The sequence below is a fragment of the Blastococcus sp. SYSU DS0510 genome (genome assembly GCF_054050835.1).
In genome coordinates this window covers 99,386-119,481 of sequence record NZ_JBJHAC010000007.1, presented here as the reverse complement: position 1 = coordinate 119,481, position 20,096 = coordinate 99,386, and the positions used below count along the sequence as shown (strand labels likewise).

19 protein-coding genes are annotated in these 20,096 nt (G+C 73.1%); 8 read left to right on the top strand and 11 right to left on the bottom strand.

The window, feature by feature from the left end:
* Nucleotides 1-297: 297 nt before the first annotated feature.
* Nucleotides 298-1,347 carry a Gfo/Idh/MocA family oxidoreductase gene (locus tag ACI79P_RS08030; RefSeq protein WP_456580508.1) on the top strand — a complete coding sequence of 350 codons (1,050 nt, stop codon included), beginning with the start codon at nt 298-300 and terminating at the stop codon, nt 1,345-1,347.
* Between the two features lie 73 nt (nt 1,348-1,420).
* Here ACI79P_RS08030 and ACI79P_RS08025 read toward each other — a convergent pair whose 3' ends face one another.
* Genes ACI79P_RS08025 through ACI79P_RS07990 form a run of 8 tightly spaced genes read right to left on the bottom strand, consistent with a single transcriptional unit; the run spans nt 1,421 to nt 8,375 of the window.
* Nucleotides 1,421-1,828: a metal-sulfur cluster assembly factor gene (locus ACI79P_RS08025; RefSeq protein WP_456580507.1), complete on the bottom strand. Its 408-nt coding sequence runs from the start codon at nt 1,826-1,828 to the stop codon at nt 1,421-1,423.
* On the bottom strand, nt 1,828-2,316 hold the full coding sequence (sufU, locus tag ACI79P_RS08020) for a Fe-S cluster assembly sulfur transfer protein SufU (protein ID WP_456580506.1): 489 nt from the start codon (nt 2,314-2,316) through the stop codon (nt 1,828-1,830). Before sufU ends, ACI79P_RS08025 begins: the two co-directional genes overlap by 1 nt.
* Nucleotides 2,317-2,326: 10 nt before the next feature.
* On the bottom strand, nt 2,327-3,640 hold the full coding sequence (locus tag ACI79P_RS08015) for a cysteine desulfurase (protein WP_456580505.1): 1,314 nt from the start codon (nt 3,638-3,640) through the stop codon (nt 2,327-2,329).
* The gene (gene sufC / locus ACI79P_RS08010; RefSeq protein WP_456580504.1) at nt 3,637-4,410 is read right to left on the bottom strand and encodes a Fe-S cluster assembly ATPase SufC; all 774 of its coding nucleotides are present in this window, start codon (nt 4,408-4,410) and stop codon (nt 3,637-3,639) included. Before sufC ends, ACI79P_RS08015 begins: the two co-directional genes overlap by 4 nt.
* Before the next feature lie 13 nt (nt 4,411-4,423).
* Nucleotides 4,424-4,777 carry a Rieske (2Fe-2S) protein gene (locus ACI79P_RS08005; RefSeq protein WP_456580503.1) on the bottom strand — a complete coding sequence of 118 codons (354 nt, stop codon included), beginning with the start codon at nt 4,775-4,777 and terminating at the stop codon, nt 4,424-4,426.
* Nucleotides 4,778-4,780: 3 nt separating this feature from the next.
* Complete coding sequence (gene sufD / locus ACI79P_RS08000; protein WP_456580502.1) at nt 4,781-6,097, bottom strand: Fe-S cluster assembly protein SufD; 1,317 nt, start codon at nt 6,095-6,097, stop codon at nt 4,781-4,783.
* Complete coding sequence (gene sufB / locus ACI79P_RS07995; protein ID WP_456580501.1) at nt 6,097-7,536, bottom strand: Fe-S cluster assembly protein SufB; 1,440 nt, start codon at nt 7,534-7,536, stop codon at nt 6,097-6,099. The genes sufD and sufB overlap by 1 nt, the downstream gene beginning before the upstream one ends.
* Complete coding sequence (locus ACI79P_RS07990) at nt 7,533-8,375, bottom strand: helix-turn-helix transcriptional regulator (RefSeq protein WP_456580500.1); 843 nt, start codon at nt 8,373-8,375, stop codon at nt 7,533-7,535. The genes sufB and ACI79P_RS07990 overlap by 4 nt, the downstream gene beginning before the upstream one ends.
* Before the next feature lie 162 nt (nt 8,376-8,537).
* On the opposite strand from ACI79P_RS07990, the gene ACI79P_RS07985 reads away from it, so the two are divergent.
* Nucleotides 8,538-9,464, top strand: coding sequence for a COX15/CtaA family protein (locus tag ACI79P_RS07985; RefSeq protein ID WP_456580499.1), 927 nt, complete (start codon nt 8,538-8,540; stop codon nt 9,462-9,464).
* On the opposite strand, the gene ACI79P_RS07980 is transcribed toward ACI79P_RS07985, so the two are convergent.
* Nucleotides 9,367-9,747, bottom strand: coding sequence for an endonuclease domain-containing protein (locus ACI79P_RS07980; RefSeq protein ID WP_456580498.1), 381 nt, complete (start codon nt 9,745-9,747; stop codon nt 9,367-9,369). The two genes, ACI79P_RS07985 and ACI79P_RS07980, sit on opposite strands and share 98 nt — an antisense overlap.
* A 132-nt stretch (nt 9,748-9,879) precedes the next feature.
* Nucleotides 9,880-10,812: a heme o synthase gene (locus tag ACI79P_RS07975; RefSeq protein ID WP_456580497.1), complete on the bottom strand. Its 933-nt coding sequence runs from the start codon at nt 10,810-10,812 to the stop codon at nt 9,880-9,882.
* Nucleotides 10,813-11,086: 274 nt separating this feature from the next.
* Here ACI79P_RS07975 and tkt point away from each other — a divergent pair, with 274 nt between their 5' ends.
* The 6 genes from tkt to pgl all read left to right on the top strand — a co-directional run bounded on the left by tkt (nt 11,087) and on the right by pgl (nt 19,654).
* On the top strand, nt 11,087-13,300 hold the full coding sequence (gene tkt / locus ACI79P_RS07970; protein WP_456580496.1) for a transketolase: 2,214 nt from the start codon (nt 11,087-11,089) through the stop codon (nt 13,298-13,300).
* A gap of 82 nt (nt 13,301-13,382) precedes the next feature.
* A complete protein-coding gene (tal, locus tag ACI79P_RS07965; protein WP_456580495.1) occupies nt 13,383-14,489 on the top strand; it encodes a transaldolase in 1,107 nt (368 codons plus the stop codon).
* Complete coding sequence (locus ACI79P_RS07960; protein WP_456580494.1) at nt 14,486-16,090, top strand: glucose-6-phosphate isomerase; 1,605 nt, start codon at nt 14,486-14,488, stop codon at nt 16,088-16,090. Before tal ends, ACI79P_RS07960 begins: the two co-directional genes overlap by 4 nt.
* 165 nt (nt 16,091-16,255) lie before the next feature.
* Nucleotides 16,256-17,773 (top strand): glucose-6-phosphate dehydrogenase, encoded by a 1,518-nt coding sequence (gene zwf / locus ACI79P_RS07955; RefSeq protein WP_456580493.1) that lies wholly within the window; start codon nt 16,256-16,258, stop codon nt 17,771-17,773.
* A gap of 40 nt (nt 17,774-17,813) precedes the next feature.
* Complete coding sequence (locus ACI79P_RS07950) at nt 17,814-18,842, top strand: glucose-6-phosphate dehydrogenase assembly protein OpcA (protein ID WP_456580492.1); 1,029 nt, start codon at nt 17,814-17,816, stop codon at nt 18,840-18,842.
* Entirely contained in the window at nt 18,839-19,654 is an 816-nt protein-coding gene (gene pgl, locus ACI79P_RS07945; RefSeq protein WP_456580491.1) for a 6-phosphogluconolactonase, read from the top strand. Before ACI79P_RS07950 ends, pgl begins: the two co-directional genes overlap by 4 nt.
* A gap of 1 nt (nt 19,655) precedes the next feature.
* Here pgl and ACI79P_RS07940 read toward each other — a convergent pair whose 3' ends face one another.
* Nucleotides 19,656-19,997, bottom strand: a complete 342-nt coding sequence (locus ACI79P_RS07940) for an RNA polymerase-binding protein RbpA (protein WP_456580490.1) — start codon at nt 19,995-19,997, stop codon at nt 19,656-19,658.
* Between the last annotated feature and the right edge of the window lie 99 nt (nt 19,998-20,096).

Below are 20,096 nucleotides of genomic sequence, written 5' to 3'. Positions count from 1 at the left end.
GCTGGTCGCTCGGCGGCTACCACGCCCCGCGCGCGGCGGCCTTCGAGAAGCGGTTCGCCCTCTGCGTGGCGCCAGGACGGCGACGCCGAGCACCTCGATGCCTTCCTCGACTTCGCCGACGCCGTGAATCTGGAGGGCGTGGTCGAGCACATCGGCCTGGACCACCTGCCGCACGTGAGCACGTTCATCGCCGACTGGGACGCCGACACCTTCGCCGAGCTGGCGGGCCGGCAGGGCTGACGCACACGGCCGCGCGCGCACGGACCACGCCGGACGGCGGCAGGAGAGGATGGCGGCATGAGCTCGCCCGACCCGATGCCCCCCGTCCGAGTCGGCCTCGTCGGCTACGGCTTCGGTGGGCGCTGGTTCCACGCCCCGTTGCTGCGGTCGGCTCGCGAGATCGAACTCCTCGGGGTGGTGACCTCGTCCCCCGCACGGAAGGCGCTGGTGGCGCAGGACGGGCACGCCCGGCGCACCTTCGACTCGATGGAGGAGCTCGCCGCCGCCGGCGCCGAGGCGGTGGCGATCTCCACCCCCGCGAGCACGCACAGCGAGCTCACCGACCAGGCCCTGGAACTGGGCCTGGCGGTGGTGTGCGACAAGCCGTTCGCGCTCGACGCCGCGGCGGCCACCCGGTCGGTGGAGCTGGCCGACCGGCTGGGGCTGCGGCTCGCGCCGTACCAGAACCGCCGCTGGGACTCGGACTTCCTCACCGTGCGGCGGCTCGCCGGCGACGGCACGCTGGGCGAGCTCGTCCGCTTCGAGTCGCGGTTCGAGCGGCTGGCTCCCGGTGACGGCCCGGGTGCCTCGGGCGGGGGCACGCTCCTCGACTTCGGCAGTCACCTGGTCGACCAGGCCCTGGTCCTCATGGGCCCGGTCGCGTCCGTCTACGCCGAGTGGCGGCTGCGCGACGACGGGCTCGACGACGACGTCTTCGTCGCCCTCACCCACGTCGCGGGCGGGCGGTCGCACCTGTGGGGCAGCTGGATCCAGGGGGCGCCCGGCCCGCGCTTCCGGGTGACCGGGACGGCAGCCAGCTACGTCAGCGGCAGCCCCATGGACGTGCAGGAGGAGCTGCTGCTCGCCGGCCACACCCCTGCGTCCCTCGGTCCGGCCTGGGGTGCCGAGCCGGCCCTGCACTGGGGCAGGCTGCACCGGGGGGACGCCGGTGAGCACGTCCCGAGCGAGCGCGGCAGCTGGGACGGCTTCTACCCGGCGTTCGCGCGCGCCATCCGGGGGCTGGGGCCCGCTCCGGTGGACCCGCGTGACGCGATCGCGTCGGCGAGGGTGCTCGACGCCGCCCGTCTCAGTGCGACCGACGGCGGCACCGTGCGGTTCCGCGGCTGAACCCGGCGCCGTGGTGCGCGAAACGGGGTCATGGCAGCTGCCATGACCCCGTTCAGCGCACGGTTGCGGGTTGCTACACCCGGAAGCCGAGGGCGCGCAGCTGCTCGCGGCCGTCGTCGGTGATCTTGTCCGGGCCCCACGGCGGCATCCAGACCCAGTTGATCCGGATGTCGTCGACCAGGCCGGGGCCGGGGCCACCGGTCAGCGCCTGGCGCGCCTGGTCCTCGATGACGTCGGTCAGCGGGCAGGCCGCGCTGGTCAGCGTCATGTCGATGATCGCGACGTTGCTCTCGTCGACGTCGAGGCCGTAGACCAGGCCCAGGTCGACGACGTTCACGCCGAGCTCGGGGTCGACGACGTCACGCATCGCCTCCTCGAGGTCCTCGATCAGCGCCGACTTGTAGGCGGGCAGGTCGCCGGGCGCACCGTCGGTGGCGGGCGTCGCGTTCTCCGTCGTCGCGTTCTCGGTGGTCTCGCTCATCACTGGCCTCCGGCCGGGGTGGTGGGGTGGGTGGCCGACACGGTGGTGGACAGGGCTCGGGCGGACGCGTCCTTGAGGGCCATCCAGCTCATCAGCGCGCACTTGATGCGAGCCGGGTACTTGGAGACGCCGGCGAACGCGACGGCGTCCTCCAGCTCCTCCTCGAGCTTCTCGGCGACCGCCGGGTCGCCCTTCGCCTGCATCAGGGTCATGAAGTGCTCGCCGGTCTCGAGCGCCTGGCTCACCGGCTTGCCGACGACGAGCTCGTACATCGCCGAGACCGAGGCCTGGCTGATCGAGCAGCCCATCCCCTCGTAGGACACGTCGGCAACCGTGTCGCCGTCGAGCTTCACCCGCAGCGTCACCTCGTCGCCGCAGGTCGGGTTGACGTGGTGCACCTCGGCGTCGAACGGGTCACGGAGCCCTCGCCCCTGCGGGTTCTTGTAGTGGTCCAGGATGATCTCCTGGTACATCGATTCCAGCTGCATCAGATGCGCCTCACACCGTTCCGAAGAACTTCTGGGCCGCGCGAATTCCATCCGCCAGCGCGTCGATGTCGTCGTAGCCGGTGTGCACGTAGAACGTCGCCCGGGTCGTCGCCGGCACGCCGTAGCGCCGGACCACCGGCCAGGCGCAGTGGTGCCCCACGCGGACGGCGATGCCGAGGTCGTCGAGCACCTGGCCGACATCGTGCGGGTGGATGCCCTCGACGGTGAAGGAGATCGCTCCCCCGCGGGCGACGGTGTCGGCCGGGCCGATCACCGTGACACCGGGGATCTCGGCGAGCTGCTCCAGCGCGTAGCCGGTGAGCGCGAGCTCATGCGCCTCCACCGTCTCCATGCCCAGGGCCTGCAGGTAGTCGACCGCGGCACCGAGCCCGATCACCTGCGCGGTCATCGGGACGCCGGCCTCGAACCGCTGCGGCGGCGGCATGAACGTGCTGCCCTCCATGCGCACGACCTCGATCATCGAGCCACCGGTCAGGAACGGCGGCAGCTTGTCGAGGACGTCGTAGCGCCCCCACAGCACGCCGACGCCGGTGGGCCCGAGCATCTTGTGCCCGGAGAAGACCAGGAAGTCCGCGCCGAGTGTGGTGACGTCGACCGGCTGGTGTGGCACGGACTGCGCGCCGTCGACCAGCACCAGGGCGCCCACCGCGTGGGCCCGGGCGACGATCTCCTCGAGCGGGTTGATCGTGCCCAGGATGTTCGACTGCTGGGTGACCGCCACGAGCTTGGTGCGCTCGTTCACCACGGTGTCGAGGTCGGAGAGGTCCAGCCGGCCGTCGTCGGTGAGCCCCAGCCAGCGCAGGGTCGCCCCGGTGCGCTCGCAGAGCTGCTGCCACGGGATCAGGTTGGCGTGGTGCTCCATCTCGGTGACCACGATCTCGTCACCCTGGCCGACGGCGTAGGTCCGGAACTCCGGCTCCTTGGCCGTGGCGGCGTTGGAGAGCGCGTAGGCGACCAGGTTGATCGCCTCGGTGGTGTTCCGGGTGAAGACGACCTCGTTCTCGGGGGCCCCGATGAACGCGCCGATCGTCGCCCGCGCCTGCTCGTAGGCGCCGGTCGCCTCCTCGGCGAGCTGGTGGGCCCCCCGGTGCGGCGCGGCGTTGACGTTCTCGTAGAACCAGCGCTCGGCGTCGAGCACCTGGCGCGGCTTCTGCGAGGTGGCCCCGGAGTCGAGGTAGACCAGCCGCTTTCCGTCACGGACGGTGCGGGTCAGGATCGGGAAGTCCGCCCGGATCGCCTCGACGTCCAGAGGCAGGGGCGCTCGCTGCGCCCCGGCTCCGGGACGCGAGACGGTCGTGGTCATGCGGACGCGACCTCCGTGATGCCCTTGCCGTAGGCGGCGTAGCCCTCGTTCTCCAGCTTCTCCGCCAGCTCCGGGCCGCCCTCCTCGACGACCTTGCCGTTGACGAAGACGTGCACGAAGTCGGGCTTGATGTAGCGCAGGATCCGCGTGTAGTGGGTGATCAGCAGGACGCCGACGTCACCCTCCTCGCGGGTGCGGTTGACGCCCTCGGAGACGATCCGCAGCGCGTCGACGTCGAGGCCGGAGTCGGTCTCGTCGAGGATCGCGATGGCGGGCTTGAGCAGCCGCATCTGCAGGATCTCGTGGCGCTTCTTCTCACCGCCGGAGAAGCCCTCGTTGACGTTGCGCTCGGCGAAGACCGGGTCCATCTCGAGCGCTTCCATCTCGTTCTTGACGTCCTTCACCCAGGTGCGCAGCTTCGGGGCCTCGCCCTTGATGGCGGTGGCGGCGGTGCGCAGGAAGTTCGACACCGAGACGCCGGGCACCTCGACCGGGTACTGCATGGCCAGGAACAGGCCGGCGCGAGCGCGCTCGTCGACGCTCATCGCGAGGACGTCCTCGCCGTCGAGCGTGACGGTGCCACCGGTGATCGTGTACTTCGGGTGGCCGGCGATCGAGTAGGCCAGGGTGGACTTCCCCGAGCCGTTGGGGCCCATGATCGCGTGGGTCTCGCCGGAGCGGACGGTCAGGTCGACGCCGCGGAGGATCTCCTTGGCGTCGTCACCCTCGCCCACGCTGACGTGCAGGTCGCGGATCTCCAGAACGGACACTTCTTCTCGCTCCTCAGTTGGCGGCCGCGGCGGGGAGGGCGCCGTCGGCCTCTGTGTCGACGTACACGTCCTCCCCCTCCACGCGGACCGGGTAGACGGGGACCGGCTCGGTGGCCGGCAGGTTGGTGGGCTCGCCCGTACGCAGGTCGAAGCACGACCCGTGCAGGAAGCACTCGATCGTGGGTGCGCCGTCGAAGGTCTCGACGTCGCCGTCGGTGAGCGGGACGTCGGCGTGCGAGCAGCGGTCCTCGAGCGCGTAGACCGCACCCTCGTACCGGACCACCGCGATGTCGATGTCCGCCAGCTCCACCCGCAGCGACCCCGGCTCCTTGATGTCGGAGAGGGCGCAGACGCGCTCGAAGGCCATGGCTCAGGACACCTCGACCGGCTGCTCGTCCAGGGCGGGCAGGGCGCCGAGGCGCTCGTCGATCGCGGCCATCAGCCGGTCCTGCAGCCCGTCGACGCCGATCCGCTGGACGACGTCGGCGAAGAATCCGCGGACCACCAGGCGGCGGGCGGTCTCGGCGTCGATCCCGCGCGAGCAGAGGTAGAACAGCTGCTCGTCGTCGAACCGGCCGGTGGCGCTCGCGTGACCGGCGCCGACGATCTCGCCGGTCTCGATCTCCAGGTTGGGCACCGAGTCGGCGCGCGCGCCATCGGTGAGCACGAGGTTCCGGTTGAGCTCGTAGGTCTCGGTGCCGGTGGCCGCGGGCCGGATGCGGACGTCGCCGATCCAGACCGTGCGGGCGCCCTCGCCCTGCAGCGCGCCCTTGTAGAGCACGTTGCTCGTGCAGTTGGGCACCGCGTGGTCGACCCAGAGGCGGTGCTCCTGGTGCTGCGTCTCGTCGGAGAAGTAGACGCCGAACAGCTCGGCGCTGCCGCCGGGGCCGGCGTACTGCACGTTGCTGACCAGGCGCACGAGGTCGCCGCCGAGGGTCACCACGACCTGGGTGAAGGTGGCGTCCCGGCCGACGACGGCGTCGTACTGGCCGCCGTGCACCGCACCCGGGGCCCAGTCCTGCACCGAGACGAGCCGCACCTGCGCGCTGTCGCCGACGAGGACGGAGACGCCGCCCGCGTACTTCGCGAGACCGCTGTGGTCGAGCACGATCGTCGCCTGGGCGAAGGCGCCGACCTCGATGACCAGGTGACCCCAGACGACCTCGTCGGAGCCGGACCCGGCCAGGCCGAGCGTGACCGGCCGGTCGAGCTGGGCCTCGGCGGGCACCCGGACGACGGCGGCGCCGCCGCTGCGCTGGCGGGCCAGCGCGGCGAGCCGGTCCACCGGCTCGGGCAGCTCCTTCAGCAGCGGGTCGCCGGCCTCGACGCTGGTGAGCTCGACGCCCTCGGGCAGGTCGGTCGTCCAGGTCAGGTGGGCGTCGGACGGGGCGCCGTCGAGCAGCGCCCGGACCCGCTTCATCGGGGTGAAGCGCCAGGTCTCCTCGCGCCCGGTGGGCACGCCGAAGGCGTCCGGGGCGGTCGAGGTGAACCGCTCGGCCGGCGAACCGGTCGGCGCGGGGCCACCGTGCGAGTGCGCACCAGGCTGCACGTCACCGGCGGTGCCGGTCTCAGAAGCCGGGGTGGTCGGCGGACCGGCCTGTGCGCCCACGCCCGGAGCGAAGAGCTCCGAGGCGAGGGTGCTCGGCTGGCTGGTGAGGTCGGTCGTACCGGTGTTCTGGTCGGTCATCAGCCGACGGCACCTTCCATCTGCAGTTCGATGAGCCGGTTCAGCTCGAGGGCGTACTCCATGGGCAGCTCGCGGGCGATCGGCTCGACGAACCCGCGCACCACCATCGCCATGGCCTCGTCCTCGGAGAGGCCGCGGCTCATCAGGTAGAAGAGCTGGTCGTCGCTGACCCGCGAGACCGTCGCCTCATGGCCCATGGCCACGTCGTCCTCGCGGACGTCGACGTAGGGGTAGGTGTCCGACCGGCTGATCGTGTCGACCAGCAGGGCGTCGCACTTCACCGTGGACTTGGAGCCGTAGGCGCCCTCGTCGATCTGGACCAGGCCGCGGTAGGAGGTGCGGCCACCGCCACGCGCCACCGACTTCGACACGATGGTCGAGGAGGTGTGCGGCGCGGCGTGCACCATCTTGGCGCCGGCGTCCTGGTGCTGGCCCTCGCCCGCGAACGCGATGGAGAGGACCTCGCCCTTGGCGTGCTCGCCGGTCATCCAGACGGCCGGGTACTTCATCGTCACCTTGGAGCCGAGGTTGCCGTCGACCCACTCCATGGTCGCGCCCTCGTGGGCCACGGCCCGCTTGGTGACCAGGTTGTAGACGTTGTTCGACCAGTTCTGGATGGTCGTGTACCGGCAGCGCGCGTTCTTCTTGACGATGATCTCGACGACCGCGGAGTGCAGCGAGTCCGACTTGTAGATCGGCGCGGTGCAGCCCTCGACGTAGTGCACGTAGGCGCCCTCGTCGACGATGATCAGCGTCCGCTCGAACTGGCCCATGTTCTCGGTGTTGATCCGGAAGTAGGCCTGCAGCGGGATCTCGACGTGCACGCCCGGCGGCACGTAGATGAAGGAGCCACCCGACCAGACGGCGGTGTTCAGCGCGGCGAACTTGTTGTCACCGGACGGGATCACCGAGCCGAAGTACTCGCGGAACAGGTCCGGGTGCTCCTTGAGGGCCGAGTCGGTGTCCAGGAAGAGCACGCCCTGGTCCTCCAGCTCCTTCTGGATCTGGTGGTAGACGACCTCGGACTCGTACTGGGCCGCGACACCGGAGACCAGGCGCTGCTTCTCCGCCTCGGGGATGCCGAGCCGGTCGTAGGTGTTCTTGATGTCGTCGGGCAGGTCCTCCCACGAGGCCGCCTGGGCCTCGGTGGAGCGCACGAAGTACTTGATGTTCTGGAAGTCGATGCCGGAGAGGTCCGAGCCCCAGTCCGGCATGGGCTTGCGGCCGAAGAGCTTGAGGGCCTTGAGGCGGCGCTCGAGCATCCACTCGGGCTCGCTCTTGCGCGCGGAGATGTCGCGGACGACGTCCTCGTCGACCCCACGACGGGCGGAGGCGCCGGCGACGTCGGTGTCGGCCCAGCCGTACTCGTACCGGCCGAGCTGGTCGATCTGCTCGTCCTGGGTCAGCGGCGTGGTCACCGGCTGCTGCGTGCTGGTCATGCGGGCGTCCTCTCCCGGTCGTTCGTGGGGGCGGTGCTGGTGGACTCGGTCGTGCGGGTGCGCGCGCGGTCGGGCGCTGCTCGCTCACCTGGTACAGGGCGTTCAGGGGTCGATCTGTTCCCCTCGCGCATGTGGCCCCGGCCGCTGCCGCGGAGCACCGGCCCGGGGATGTGGGTGGTGCAGACCCCGTCGCCGTGGGCGATCGTGGCCAGCCGCTGGACGTGCGTGCCGACCAGCCGCCCGATCACCGCCGTCTCGGCCTCGCAGAGCTGCGGGAACTCCGCCGCGACGTGCGCCACCGGGCAGTGGTGCTGGCAGAGCTGCCCACCGCCGGAGAGCGCTGAGGCGGTGGCAGCGTAGCCCTCGGCCGTGAGGGCGGCGGCGAGCGCCTGGGCGCGGTCCGCCGGGGCACCGGAGCTGCCGGTCGTGGCCGCGTCCACCGCGCTGGAGGCGCGCGCCTCCAACCCGGCGAGCTGCTGCTCGGCGACGGCGCGGACGGCGTCGGGGCCACCGGCCGACGCGACGTAGCGCAGCGCCGTGAGCGCGAGGTCGTCGTAGGCGTGCGGGAACGCGGAGCGGCCGGCGTCGGTGAGGTGGAAGCGCCGGGCGGGGCGCCCTCGGCCGCGGTGGGCGTCCCGTACCTGCCGCTCCTCGACGCGACCGGTGGCGACCAGGGCGTCGAGGTGGCGGCGCACCGCAGCCGGGGAGACGCCGAGCCGGTCGGCGAGCTCGGTCGCGGTCTGCGGCCCGTGCTCGAGCAGCAGCCCGCTCACGCGGTCGCGGGTGCGCCCGTCGTCGGCGGACGCCGACGGCCGGGGGTGCGCCGCGAGAATTTCCACAACACGAGTGTGTCCTATTTCGGGGACCTCGCAAGCAAGGCCGACCTAAGTAGGACGCCGACGGGACGCCTTCGTGATCAGCCTCACGCCGCCCGGGCCGCAGGGCCCCGCGGCGGACTCGCGGGCCGCGGGGCAGCGGCGTCCGTCAACTAGCATCGGAGCGTGCCGGTCCTGCCCGCCTCCTTCTCCACCACGACCATCTCCCGGGTCGCCCTCGCGAACGTGGTGGCCAACGGGGCGATCGTGCTGACCGGGGGCGTCGTCCGCCTCACCGGCTCCGGCCTCGGGTGCCCCACCTGGCCCCGGTGCACCGACGAGAGCTTCGTGACGACGCCGGAGATGGGCATCCACGGAGTGGTGGAGTTCGGCAACCGGCTGCTGACGTTCGTCCTCGCCGTCCTCGCCGTGGCGCTCGTCGTCGTGGTCGTCCGGTCGCCGCGCCGTGATCTCCGCACCCTGGCCGTGGCCGCGTTCCTCGGCATCCCCGCGCAGGGGGTCGTCGGGGGCATCACCGTCCTCACCGGCCTGAACCCGTGGACCGTCGCGGCGCACTTCCTCGTCTCCATGGGCCTGGTGGCGCTCACCACCGTGCTCTGGCTGCGCTCACGGGAGCCGGGGGTCGGGCAGCCGCTGCTCAAGCCGCCGTTCCGCCTCCTCGTCCGCGCCATCGCCGTCGTCACCGCCCTCGTGCTGGTGATGGGGACGGTCGTGACGGGCAGCGGCCCGCACAGCGGCGACCCCGACGCCGGGCGCACCGGGCTGGACCCCGAGCTGGTCAGCCACCTGCACGCCGACGCCGTCTTCCTGCTGCTCGGCCTCACCGTCGCCCTGCTCGTCGCCCTCTACGCGACCGACTCCCCCGGCCGGGTCCGCCGGGCCGCCCGCGACCTGCTGGTCGTCCAGCTGGCCCAGGGCGTCGTGGGCTACGCCCAGTACTTCACCGGCCTGCCGATCCTGCTCGTGCTGCTGCACATGCTGGGCGCCGTGCTCATCACCGCGTACACCGCACGGCTCGTCTGGTCGGTCCGCGGGCCGGCGTCCGAGCTGCCGGTGACCGCCCCCGCCGAGCCGGCGGTCGCCGCCCGCTGACCGGCGCCGACGCCGTCAGCCGGCGGTGGCTGAAGCGGAGCGTCTGCCAGCCGGCGGTGGCGAGCAGCACGTCCCGGCGGATGTCCCGCTCGCGCTGCTCCCGCGAACCGTGCCATGCCGCGCCGTCCATCTCGACGGCGAGCAGGACGTCGTCGTACGCGGCGTCCAGGTGGTGGGTCCGGCCGCCGACGGTGACCTGCCGCTGCTGGGTGGAGCGGGGCATCCCCGGCGCGCGGGTCGCCCAGCCGTCGGGTCCGAGCAGCTCCGCGATGTCGTACGCCACCCGGCGACCCTGACCGGCTGCCGGGTTGCGTGGCGGCAGCGGCGTCGATCTGTGGACGGAGCAGGCGCGTGTGCGGTGGGGCCGGGTTCCGAGCGCTGGAACCGGGCGCCGGCGCACCCGCTCGGCCGGGGCTCAGACGATGGCGTCGACGATGATCGCGACCGACAGCAGCGACAGGTACGAGATCGAGACGTGGAACAGCTGCATCGGCTTCATGTCGCCGCCGCGCTTGATGCGGCCCAGCAGCCGGTGGGACTCCACGACGAACCAGGCACCGAGCAGCGCCGCCGGGATCGCGTAACCCAGCCCGATGCCGTAGTCGGCGGCCACCGGCCAGAGCAGCAGCGAGACCACCGCGGTCGCCCAGGCCCAGGCCACCGACTGCCGGCCGACCGACAGCGCGGTGGTCACCACCGGCAGCATCGGGACGTCGGCCCGGGCGTAGTCGTCCTTGAACCGGAGGGCCAGCGCCCAGAAGTGCGGCATCTGCCAGCAGAAGACGACGCCGAAGAGCACGACCGCCGGCCAGTCCAGCGACCCGGTCACGGCCGCCCAGCCGATGAGCACCGGTGCCGCGCCGGGGACGCCGCCCCACTCGGTGCTGCGTCGGGTGTGCCGCTTGAACACCATCGTGTACAGGACGGCGTAGTAGAAGATCGCCGCCGCCGCGAGCACCGCGGCCAGCGGCGTCGTCGTCAGGAGCAGCAGCACGATGGAGCCGACCGTGAGGACGGAGCCGAAGACGAGGGCGGCCCGCGGCGTGACCTCACCGGTCACCAGCGGCCGCTTGCTGGTCCGCTGCATCAACCGGTCGATGTCCCGGTCGAAGTAGCAGTTGAAGACGTTGGCCGCGCCGGCGGCGAAGGTGCCGCCCAGCAGGGTCCAGAAGAGCAGCGACAGCGACGGCCAACCCCGGTCGGCCAGCATCATCGCCGGCACCGTCGTGATCAGCAGCAGCTCGATGATGCGCGGCTTGGTGAGGCCGACGTAGGCGCCGACGCGGGCACGCAGCCGGCTGGTGAGGCGGGGAGCAGGGGCGGCGATGCGCTCGGAGAGCGCCGTCACCGGGTGCCCTCGTGCGCGGTCGCGCGCGGGCAGCAGGGCACCACGGGATCCCTTCGAGCCTGGAGGCGGAACTCCCCCACTGTAGCCCCGGCCGGTCCCGAGGCAGGCGCGCGGCATGACCTCGGATGACTAGGGTTGATCACGTTGCTGCCGCCGGTGCAGCGGGTAGGGGCGACGACGACGCCGTCACGCCCCCCGGCTCCGCACCAGCCACCGCCGGCCGGCCGCGCGCCCGGGCACGACGTCAGGCCTACCTCGAGGGAGAACCGACCAGATGGACACGCGCAGCACCGGGCCGGAAGCGCCGGCCGAGGCCGCGACCGACGCGCCCACCGGCAGCCCGTCGCAGCCGCAGCCCACCCTCCCCCAGGACTTCGGCGACCTCGACCGCCGCGCCATCGACACCGCGCGGGTGCTCGCGATGGACGCCGTCCAGAAGGTCGGCAACGGCCACCCCGGCACCGCCATGAGCATGGCGCCCACCGCCTACCTGCTGTTCCACAAGTGGTTGCGGCACGACCCCAGCGACCCGCAGTGGATCGCCCGCGACCGGTTCGTGCTCTCCATGGGCCACTCCAGCCTGACGCTCTACGTGCAGCTCTTCCTGTCCGGCTACGGCCTCGAGGTGGAGGACCTGCAGGCGCTCCGCACCTGGGGCTCGAAGACCCCGGGCCACCCCGAGGTCAACCACACCCCCGGCGTGGAGACCACCACCGGCCCGCTGGGCCAGGGCGTCGGCAACGCCGTCGGCATGGCGATGGCCGCCCGCCGCGAGCGCGGCATGCTCGACCCCGACGCCGCAGAGGGCGAGAGCCTCTTCGACCACCACGTCTGGTGCTTCGCCTCCGACGGCGACATGGAGGAGGGCGTCAGCGGCGAGGCCTGCTCGCTGGCCGGCACCCAGCGGCTCGGCAACCTGACGCTGGTCTACGACGACAACCGGATCTCCATCGAGGACGACACGACCGTCGCCTTCACCGAGGACGTCGGCAAGCGCTACGAGGCCTACGGCTGGCACGTGCAGCACGTCGACGACGGCGAGGACCTCGCCGCCGTCGACGCCGCCTTCGCCGCGGCCAAGGCCGAGACCGGCCGGCCCTCGCTCATCGTGCTGCGCACCGTCATCGCCTGGCCGGCACCGACCAAGCAGAACACCGGCGCCTCGCACGGGTCGGCGCTCGGCGAGGACGAGGTGCGGGCGACCAAGGAGATCCTCGGCTTCGACCCCGAGCGGACCTTCGAGGTCGACGACGAGGTGCTGGCCCACGCCCGCTCCGTCGTCGAGAAGGGCCGCGCCGACCGGGCGGAGTGGGACGAGGCGTTCGCCGACTGGGAGCGGGGCAACCCCGAGGGCGCGGCGCTGCTGGCCCGCATGCGCGAGCGCCGGCTGCCCGACGGCTGGGCCGAGGAGCTGCCCTCCTTCCCCGCCGACGAGAAGGGCGTGGCCACCCGCAAGGCCTCGGGCAAGGTGCTGGCCGCCCTCTACCCGCGGCTGCCGGAGCTCTGGGGCGGCTCGGCCGACCTCGCGGAGAGCAACAACACCGCGGTCGAGGGCGAACCGTCGTTCCTGCCCGCCGACCGGCAGACGAAGATGTGGTCCGGCGGCCCCTACGGCCGCACCATCCACTTCGGCGTCCGCGAGCACGCCATGGGGGCGGTGATGAACGGCATCGCCCTGCACGGCGGCACCCGGGTGTACGGCGGGACGTTCCTCACCTTCTCCGACTACATGCGCGGCGCGGTCCGGCTGGCCGCCCTCATGCAGCTGCCGGTGACCTACGTCTGGACGCACGACTCCATCGGCCTGGGCGAGGACGGCCCGACCCACCAGCCGATCGAGCACTTCGCCGCGCTCCGCGCGATCCCGGGGCTCGACGTCGTCCGGCCCGCCGATGCGAACGAGGTCACCGTCGCCTGGCGCACGATCCTGGAGAACAACGACCGGCCCGCCGGCCTGCTGCTCTCCCGGCAGAACCTGCCGGTCTTCGACCGCGGGCAGTTCGCCTCCGCCGAGGGCGTGGCGCGCGGCGCCTACGTCCTGGCCGAGGCCTCGGGCGGCAGCCCGGAGGTCATCCTGCTCGGCACCGGCTCCGAGGTGCAGATCGCGATGGCGGCGCGCGAGCGGCTGGAGGCCGACGGCGTCCCGACCCGGGTGGTCTCGGTGCCCTGCGTCGAGTGGTTCGCCGACCAGGACCAGGCCTACAAGGACGAGGTGCTCCCACCCTCGGTGCGCGCCCGGGTCAGCGTCGAGGCGGGCGTGCCCATGGGCTGGCGCGAGTTCGTCGGCGACGCCGGGCGGATCGTCGGGCTCACCCACTACGGAGCCAGCGCCGCCTACACCGTGCTGTACGAGGAGTTCGGCCTGACCGACCAGGCCGTCGTCGACGCCGCGCGCGAGAGCCTCGAGGCGGCCCGCTCCGGAGCGGCCGTCCCCGCCGGTCCGGTCGCCGCCACCGGCGGCCTCACCCACGCAACAGGCGATCGGTAAACCCTGGCCCCCTTGCAGGGTCCCGCCGCGAGCTCGCGAGTGGTGGGGGGCAAGGGGGTCCTCTCTCAGGAAGGCACCTGACATGGCACAGAACGAGAACCTGGCCGAGCTGTCGGCCGCGGGGGTCGCCGTCTGGCTCGACGACCTCTCGCGCGACCGCATCCGCAGCGGCAACCTCCAGTCACTGGTCGACGAGCACTCCGTCGTCGGCGTGACCACCAACCCGACCATCTTCGCCGCGGCGATCAGCGGCTCAAAGTCCTACGACGACCAGCTGCACGCCCTCGCGGTGCGCCAGGTGAGCGTCGAGGAGGCCCTGCGCACCGTCACGGCGGCCGACGTCCGCGACGCCTGCGACCTGCTGCGGCCGGTGGCCGACCGGCAGCCGGGCGACGGACGGGTGTCCCTCGAGGTCGCCCCCGGCCTCGCCAACGACACCGACGCCACCGCCGCCGAGGCCGCCCACCTGTGGTGGCTGGTCGACCGGCCCAACCTGTTCATCAAGATCCCCGCCACCGCGGCCGGCCTGCCGGCGATCACCACCTCGATCGCCCGCGGGATCAGCGTCAACGTCACCTTGATCTTCAGCCTCGAGCGGTACCGGGCGGTCATGGACGCCTACCTCTCCGGCCTGGAGCAGCGGCTCGCCGACGACCCGGAGGCCGACCTCTCGCAGCTGGAGTCGGTGGCCTCGTTCTTCGTCTCCCGGGTGGACAGCGAGATCGACAAGCGCCTGGACGCCGCGGGCGCCGACCCCTCGCTCAAGGGCAAGGCCGGCGTCGCCAACGCCCAGCTGGCCTACCAGGCCTACGAGGAGGTCTTCTCCTCCGAGCGCTGGCAGGCCCTCGAGGCCAAGGGCGCCCGCCGGCAGCGGCCGCTGTGGGCGTCCACGGGAGTCAAGAACCCGGAGTACTCCGACACCCTCTACATCAGCGAGCTCATCGCCCCCGGCACGGTCAACACCATGCCGGAGAAGACGCTCATGGCCTACGCCGACCACGGCGCCCCCGGCACCCCCGTGCAGAAGTCCTACGACGACGCCGCGGGGGTCATGCAGGCGGTGCGTGACGCGGGCGTGGACCTCGACGACGTCTTCCGGGTGCTGGAGGAGGAGGGCGTGCAGAAGTTCGTCGAGTCCTGGGACGAGCTCACCGAGTCGGTGCGCACGGAGCTGGAGGACAAAGCGTGACCCTCGGGGTCACCTGCACCGGGCTGGAGATCCCGCAGCCCCTCCGGGCGCAGCTCGAGCAGGACGGCGTCGCGGCCCGCCTCGTGCGCAAGGACGCGACGCTGTGGGGCCCCGACGCCGAGGACGAGGCCGCCGTCCGGCTGGGGTGGCTGGACCTCCCGGCCACCTCCCGGTCGCTGCTCGCGTCCCTGGCCGAGCTCCGCGCGCAGCTGGTCGTCGAGGGGCTGGACCGGATCGTGCTGTGCGGCATGGGCGGCTCCTCGCTCGCACCGGAGGTCATCTGCCGGACCGCGGGCGTGCCGCTGGTCGTGCTCGACACCACCGACCCCGGGCAGGTGGCGGCGGCCATGACCGAGCTGGAGCGCACCGTCGTGGTGATCAGCTCCAAGTCGGGCGGCACGGTCGAGACCGACAGCCAGCGGCGGGCGTTCATGAGCGCGTTCGCCCGTGCCGGCCTCGACGAGCGCCGGATCGGCGCCCGCTTCGTCGTCGTCACCGACCCCGGCTCGCCGCTGGCGGAGACGGCCCAGGCCATGGGCGCACGGGCGGTGTTCCTCGCCGACCCCACCGTCGGTGGGCGGTACAGCGCGCTCTCCGCCTTCGGGCTGGTCCCCTCCGCGCTCGCCGGTGCCGACGTCGCCGCGCTCGTCGAGGACGCCGAACAGCTGGCCGAGCACCTCGCCGACCCCGCCAACCCGGCCATGGAGCTGGGGGTGGTGCTGGGCGCGGCGGTCTGCGCCGGCCGCGACAAGCTCGCCCTCGCCGACGCCGGCGAGACCCCGATCGAGGGCTTCGGCGACTGGGCCGAGCAGCTCATCGCCGAGTCCACGGGCAAGGAGGGGCGCGGCATCCTGCCGGTCGTCCTCGAGTCGCCCGAGGCGCCCGGCCGCTCCGGCGCCGACGTGCTGCTGGGTCTCGTGGGCACACAGGCCACCGGCGCCGAGCCGGTGGTCGGGGTGACCGGGCCGCTCGGCGCGCAGTTCCTCGGCTGGGAGTACGCCACCGCGGTGGCCGGGCGGGTGCTGGGCATCAACCCCTTCGACCAGCCGAACGTGACCGAGAGCAAGGAGAACACCCGGGCGATCCTCGCCGCCGGGCTCCCCGACGAGCCGGCCGAGGCCACGATCGGCGCGGTGGAGATCCGCGGCACGGCGGCGGTGCTCACGGGGGTGGACCTCTCGTCCCACGACGGGCTCTCGCTGGCGCTGGACGCCCTCCTCGCCGCCGTGCCGCCGCGTGGCTACCTCGCCGTCATGGCCTACCTGGACCGGCTCCGCGACGCCCGCGCCGCCGCGCTGCGCACCGCGCTGGCCGGGCGGACCGAGCAGGCGGTGACCTTCGGCTGGGGCCCGCGCTTCCTGCACTCCACCGGGCAGTACCACAAGGGCGGACCGCAGGTCGGCGTCTTCCTGCAGATCACCGGCGCGATCGGCGAGGACCTGCCGGTGCCCGACCGGCCGTACACCTTCGGCACCCTGCAGGCGGCCCAGGCCGCCGGCGACCGGAAGGCGCTGGCCGACCGCGACCGCCCGCTGCTCCACCTGCACCTCACCGACCGCGCGGCGGGCATCGACCAGCTGCTCACCGCGTTGCGCTGCTGAGGACGGCGGATCCGACGCCGGAGCCGCCGCTCGACCCGCGCCTGCTGCACCCGCCGTCCGGCTCCCCGGGGCCGGACGGCGACCCCTCCGACCACGAGGACGGACGATGACATCTTCCCCGCTGCGTGGCCCGCTCGTGAGCCTCTCCCCGCTGCGCGGCCCGCGATGATCCCCAATCCCCTGCGCGATCCCCGCGATCGGCGGCTGCCCCGGGTCCCCGAGCCCTGCGCCCTGGTCGTCTTCGGCATCACCGGTGACCTCGCGCGCAAGAAGCTCCTGCCGGCCGTGTACGACCTCGCCAACCGCGGCCTGCTGCCCACGAACTTCGCGTTGCTGGGCTTCGCCCGCCGCGACTGGGGCGACACCGAGTTCGCGGAGCTGGCCCGCGACGCCGCACGCCACAACGCCCGGACGCCCTGGCGCGAGGAGGTCTGGGAGCGGCTGGCCGGCACCGTCCGCTTCGTCCAGGGCAGCTTCGACGACGACAACGCCTTCGACGAGCTGGCCCACCACCTCGCCGAGCTGGAGGGCAGCCACGGCATCGGCGGGAACGCTGCATTCTACCTGTCGATCCCGCCTGCGATGTTCCCCGTCGTCCTCAAGCAGATGCAGCGCACCGGGATGGCCGACAGCACGCCGGAGCGCTGGCGGCGGGTCGTGGTGGAGAAGCCGTTCGGCACCGATCTGGAGTCCAGCCGCGAGCTCAACGCGCTGGTGGACTCGGTCTTCACCGCCGACGACGTCTTCCGCATCGACCACTACCTGGGCAAGGAGACCGTCCAGAACCTGATGGCGCTGCGGTTCGCCAACACCCTCTTCGAGCCGGTCTGGAACGGCCACCACGTCGACTCGGTGCAGATCACCATGGCGGAGGACGTCGGGATCGGCGGCCGGGCCGGCTTCTACGAGAAGACCGGCGCCGCCCGCGACGTGCTGCAGAACCACCTGCTGCAGCTGCTGGCGCTGACCGCGATGGAGGAGCCGGTCGAGTTCTCCGCCGAGGAGATCCGCACCGAGAAGCTCAAGGTGCTGCGGGCGATCTCGCTGCCCGACGACCTGCGCAGGTCGGCCATCCGCGGGCAGTACCAGCAGGGCTGGCTGGCCGGGCAGCGGGTCCAGGCCTACCGCCAGGAGGAGGGCGTCGACCCGTCCTCGACGACCGAGACCTACGCGGCGGTGCGGCTGGGCGTGGAGACCCGCCGCTGGGCCGGGGTGCCCTTCTACCTGCGCACGGGCAAGCGGCTCCCCCGCCGGGTCACCGAGATCGCCCTGGTGTTCAAGCGGGCTCCGCACCTGCCCTTCGCGGAGACCGACACCCAGGAACTGGGCAACAACCAGCTGGTGGTGCGGGTGCAACCCGACGAAGGGGTCACCCTCAAGTTCGGGTCGAAGGTTCCCGGCAGCGTCATGGAGGTCCGGGACGTCTCGATGGACTTCCTCTACGGCGAGCAGTTCACCGAGAGCAGCCCCGAGGCCTACGAACGCCTGCTCCTCGACGTCCTGCTGGGCGACGCCACCCTCTTCCCGCGCAACGCCGAGGTGGAGGCGTCGTGGGCGGTCATCGACCCCCTGGAGGAGTTCTGGGCCGGCAACGAGCCCTACCCCTACCGGGCCGGCGAGTGGGGCCCGCGGGCCGCCGACGAGATGCTCGCGGCCGAGGGCCGTCGTTGGCGGCGACCGTGAGCGCCACCCGCCCGCGCCACCGCCGACCGGAGGAGACCGCATGACCACGCTGTGGGACACCACGGGATCGGCCGTGGTGAAGGAACTGGCCGCCCAGCGGCGCACCGGCGGGGCCGTCCTCTCCGGGGTCGCGCTGACGCTGGTGGTCGTGGCCGACGAGAGCCGGGTCGCCGAGGCGGAGGAGGCGGCGACGCACGCCGCCGAGCTGCACCCCTGCCGCCTGCTGATCGTGGTCCGCCGGCAGATCGACGCCCCCGGCCCCCGGCTCGACGCGGAGGTGCTCATCGGCGGCCGGCTCGGCCCCGGTGAGGCCGTCGTGATGCGCATGTACGGGCGGCTGGCCCTGCACGCCGAGTCGGTGGTGCTGCCCCTGCTCGCCGCCGACGCCCCGGTCGTCACCTGGTGGCACGAGGACCCGCCGGAGCGGATCGCGACCGACGCCCTGGGCGTCTTCGCCGACCGGCGGATCACCGACACCTCGCTGGCGCAGGACCCGCTGGCCGCTCTGCGCATCCGGGCCGAGGACTACGCCCCCGGGGACTCGGACCTGGCCTGGACCCGGAGCACCCCCTGGCGCGCGGCGCTCACCTCGACGCTGGACTCCGTCTCCGGCCGCCGGGGCGACGCCGTCCGGGTGCGCGGCGGCACGATCGAGGGCGATCCGCACAACGCCACCGCCCAGCTGCTGGCCGGGTGGCTCGCCTCCCGCAGCGGCTGCAGCATCGAGATCACCCCGGCCGAGCAGCGGACCGGGCCGAGCGGCGTCGGGTCGATCGCCCTGCAGCTGGACCAGGACGAGGAGGTGCGGGTCCGGGCCGACCGCCGGGGCGGCGCGGTCATCTCCCAGCCCTACCGGCCGGACTCGAGCGTCGCCCTGCCCGAGCGGCCCCTCGGGGACCTGCTGAGCGAGGAGCTGCACCGGCTCGACCCCGACGAGCCCTACAGCGATGCCCTGGAGGCCGCGACCGGCCTCACCGGGCTGTCCGACCGGCCCGCGGTCCGGAAGCACGTGTGGTTCGACCCCGCCGCGCCCGACGACACCGACCCCGAGGACGGTGCAGGAGGATGAGCCTCTCCCCCGGCGACCGGGTGTCCGCCGAGCTCCCCGACGCCGGCCGCCCCGTCCCCGACGTCGTGATCGAGCCGGACGCCGACCGGCTGGCCCGCGCGGTCGCCGAGGCGCTCGTCGCGCGGCTCGCCGCGGCCCAGGCGGTGCACGGCACCGCATCGGTGGTGCTGACCGGCGGCGGCATCGGCATCGCCGTGCTGGAGCGGGTGGCCGGCCTGGCCGCCGAGCCGGTCCGCGAGACCGTCGACTGGACCGCGGTCGACATCTGGTGGGGCGACGAGCGCTTCGTGCCCGCCGGGGACGGCGAGCGCAACGAGGGGCAGGCCCGCGCCGCGCTGCTCGACCGCGTCGGCGTCCCCGAGGAGCGGGTGCACGCGATGCCGGCGTCGGACTCCGGCTCCGGCTCACCCGAGGAGGCCGCCGAGGCCTACCTGGCCGAACTCCGGGCGCACGCCGCCGAGGGCGCGGAGCTGCCCCGCTTCGACGTGCTTCTCCTGGGCATGGGGGCCGAGGGCCACACGGCCTCGATCTTCCCCGGCTCCCCCGCGGTGCGTGACGCGCGCCCGGTGGTCGCGGTGCGCGACTGCCCCAAGCCGCCGCCGACCCGCGTCAGCCTCGGCTTCCCGGCGATCAACAGCGCCGAGGAGGTCTGGCTGCTCGTCTCCGGCGAGGAGAAGGCCGAGGCGGTGGCCGCCGCGCTGGGCGGAGCCGACCCGGTCGACCTCCCCGCGGCCGGGGTTCACGGCACCCGGGCCACCCGCTGGCTGCTCGACGCCGGTGCCGCGTCGCGCCTGCCCCGCGCCGGGGGCTGAGTCAGCCGCCGCGGCGCACGCGGAGCCGGTCGAGGGCCTCCTCGAGCAGGGCGTCGCCGTCGGCGTCGCTGCGCCGCTCCCGCACGTACGCCAGGTGGGTCTTGTACGGCTCGATCCGCGGTGCCGGCGGCGGGGCCGTCCGGTCCTGCCCGGCCGGGAGCCCGCAGCGCGGGCAGTCCCACAGCTCGGGCACCTCGGCGTCGCTCGCGAGGACCACGCGCGTCTCGTGGCCGTTGGCGCACCAGAAGGGGATCCGCCGGCGGGGCGCGGACTCGCCGCGCTCGACCTCGCCGACCGGACCCGCTCCGACCCGGGTGCCCCGGATCGCATTCCCACCAGCCACGTGTGCCCCCTGATCGTCCGTCCGGGCGCGGCGACGCCGACCACCGCGGGAGGAGTCTAGGGCTTGGGAGGCCGTTTCCCGGTCACGATTGCGCGCCGG

Excerpts from the sequence above, each read along its gene's own strand:
- ACI79P_RS08030 (WP_456580508.1), top strand. The coding sequence starts at position 298 with ATGAGCTCGCCCGACCCGATGCCCCCCGTCCGAGTCGGCCTCGTCGGC.
- ACI79P_RS08025 (WP_456580507.1), bottom strand. The coding sequence starts at position 1,828 with ATGAGCGAGACCACCGAGAACGCGACGACGGAGAACGCGACGCCCGCC.
- sufU (WP_456580506.1), bottom strand. The coding sequence starts at position 2,316 with ATGCAGCTGGAATCGATGTACCAGGAGATCATCCTGGACCACTACAAG.
- ACI79P_RS08015 (WP_456580505.1), bottom strand. The coding sequence starts at position 3,640 with ATGACCACGACCGTCTCGCGTCCCGGAGCCGGGGCGCAGCGAGCGCCC.
- ACI79P_RS08005 (WP_456580503.1), bottom strand. The coding sequence starts at position 4,777 with ATGGCCTTCGAGCGCGTCTGCGCCCTCTCCGACATCAAGGAGCCGGGG.
- sufD (WP_456580502.1), bottom strand. The coding sequence starts at position 6,097 with ATGACCGACCAGAACACCGGTACGACCGACCTCACCAGCCAGCCGAGC.
- sufB (WP_456580501.1), bottom strand. The coding sequence starts at position 7,536 with ATGACCAGCACGCAGCAGCCGGTGACCACGCCGCTGACCCAGGACGAG.
- tkt (WP_456580496.1), top strand. The coding sequence starts at position 11,087 with ATGGACACGCGCAGCACCGGGCCGGAAGCGCCGGCCGAGGCCGCGACC.
- tal (WP_456580495.1), top strand. The coding sequence starts at position 13,383 with ATGGCACAGAACGAGAACCTGGCCGAGCTGTCGGCCGCGGGGGTCGCC.
- zwf (WP_456580493.1), top strand. The coding sequence starts at position 16,256 with ATGATCCCCAATCCCCTGCGCGATCCCCGCGATCGGCGGCTGCCCCGG.
- ACI79P_RS07950 (WP_456580492.1), top strand. The coding sequence starts at position 17,814 with ATGACCACGCTGTGGGACACCACGGGATCGGCCGTGGTGAAGGAACTG.
- pgl (WP_456580491.1), top strand. The coding sequence starts at position 18,839 with ATGAGCCTCTCCCCCGGCGACCGGGTGTCCGCCGAGCTCCCCGACGCC.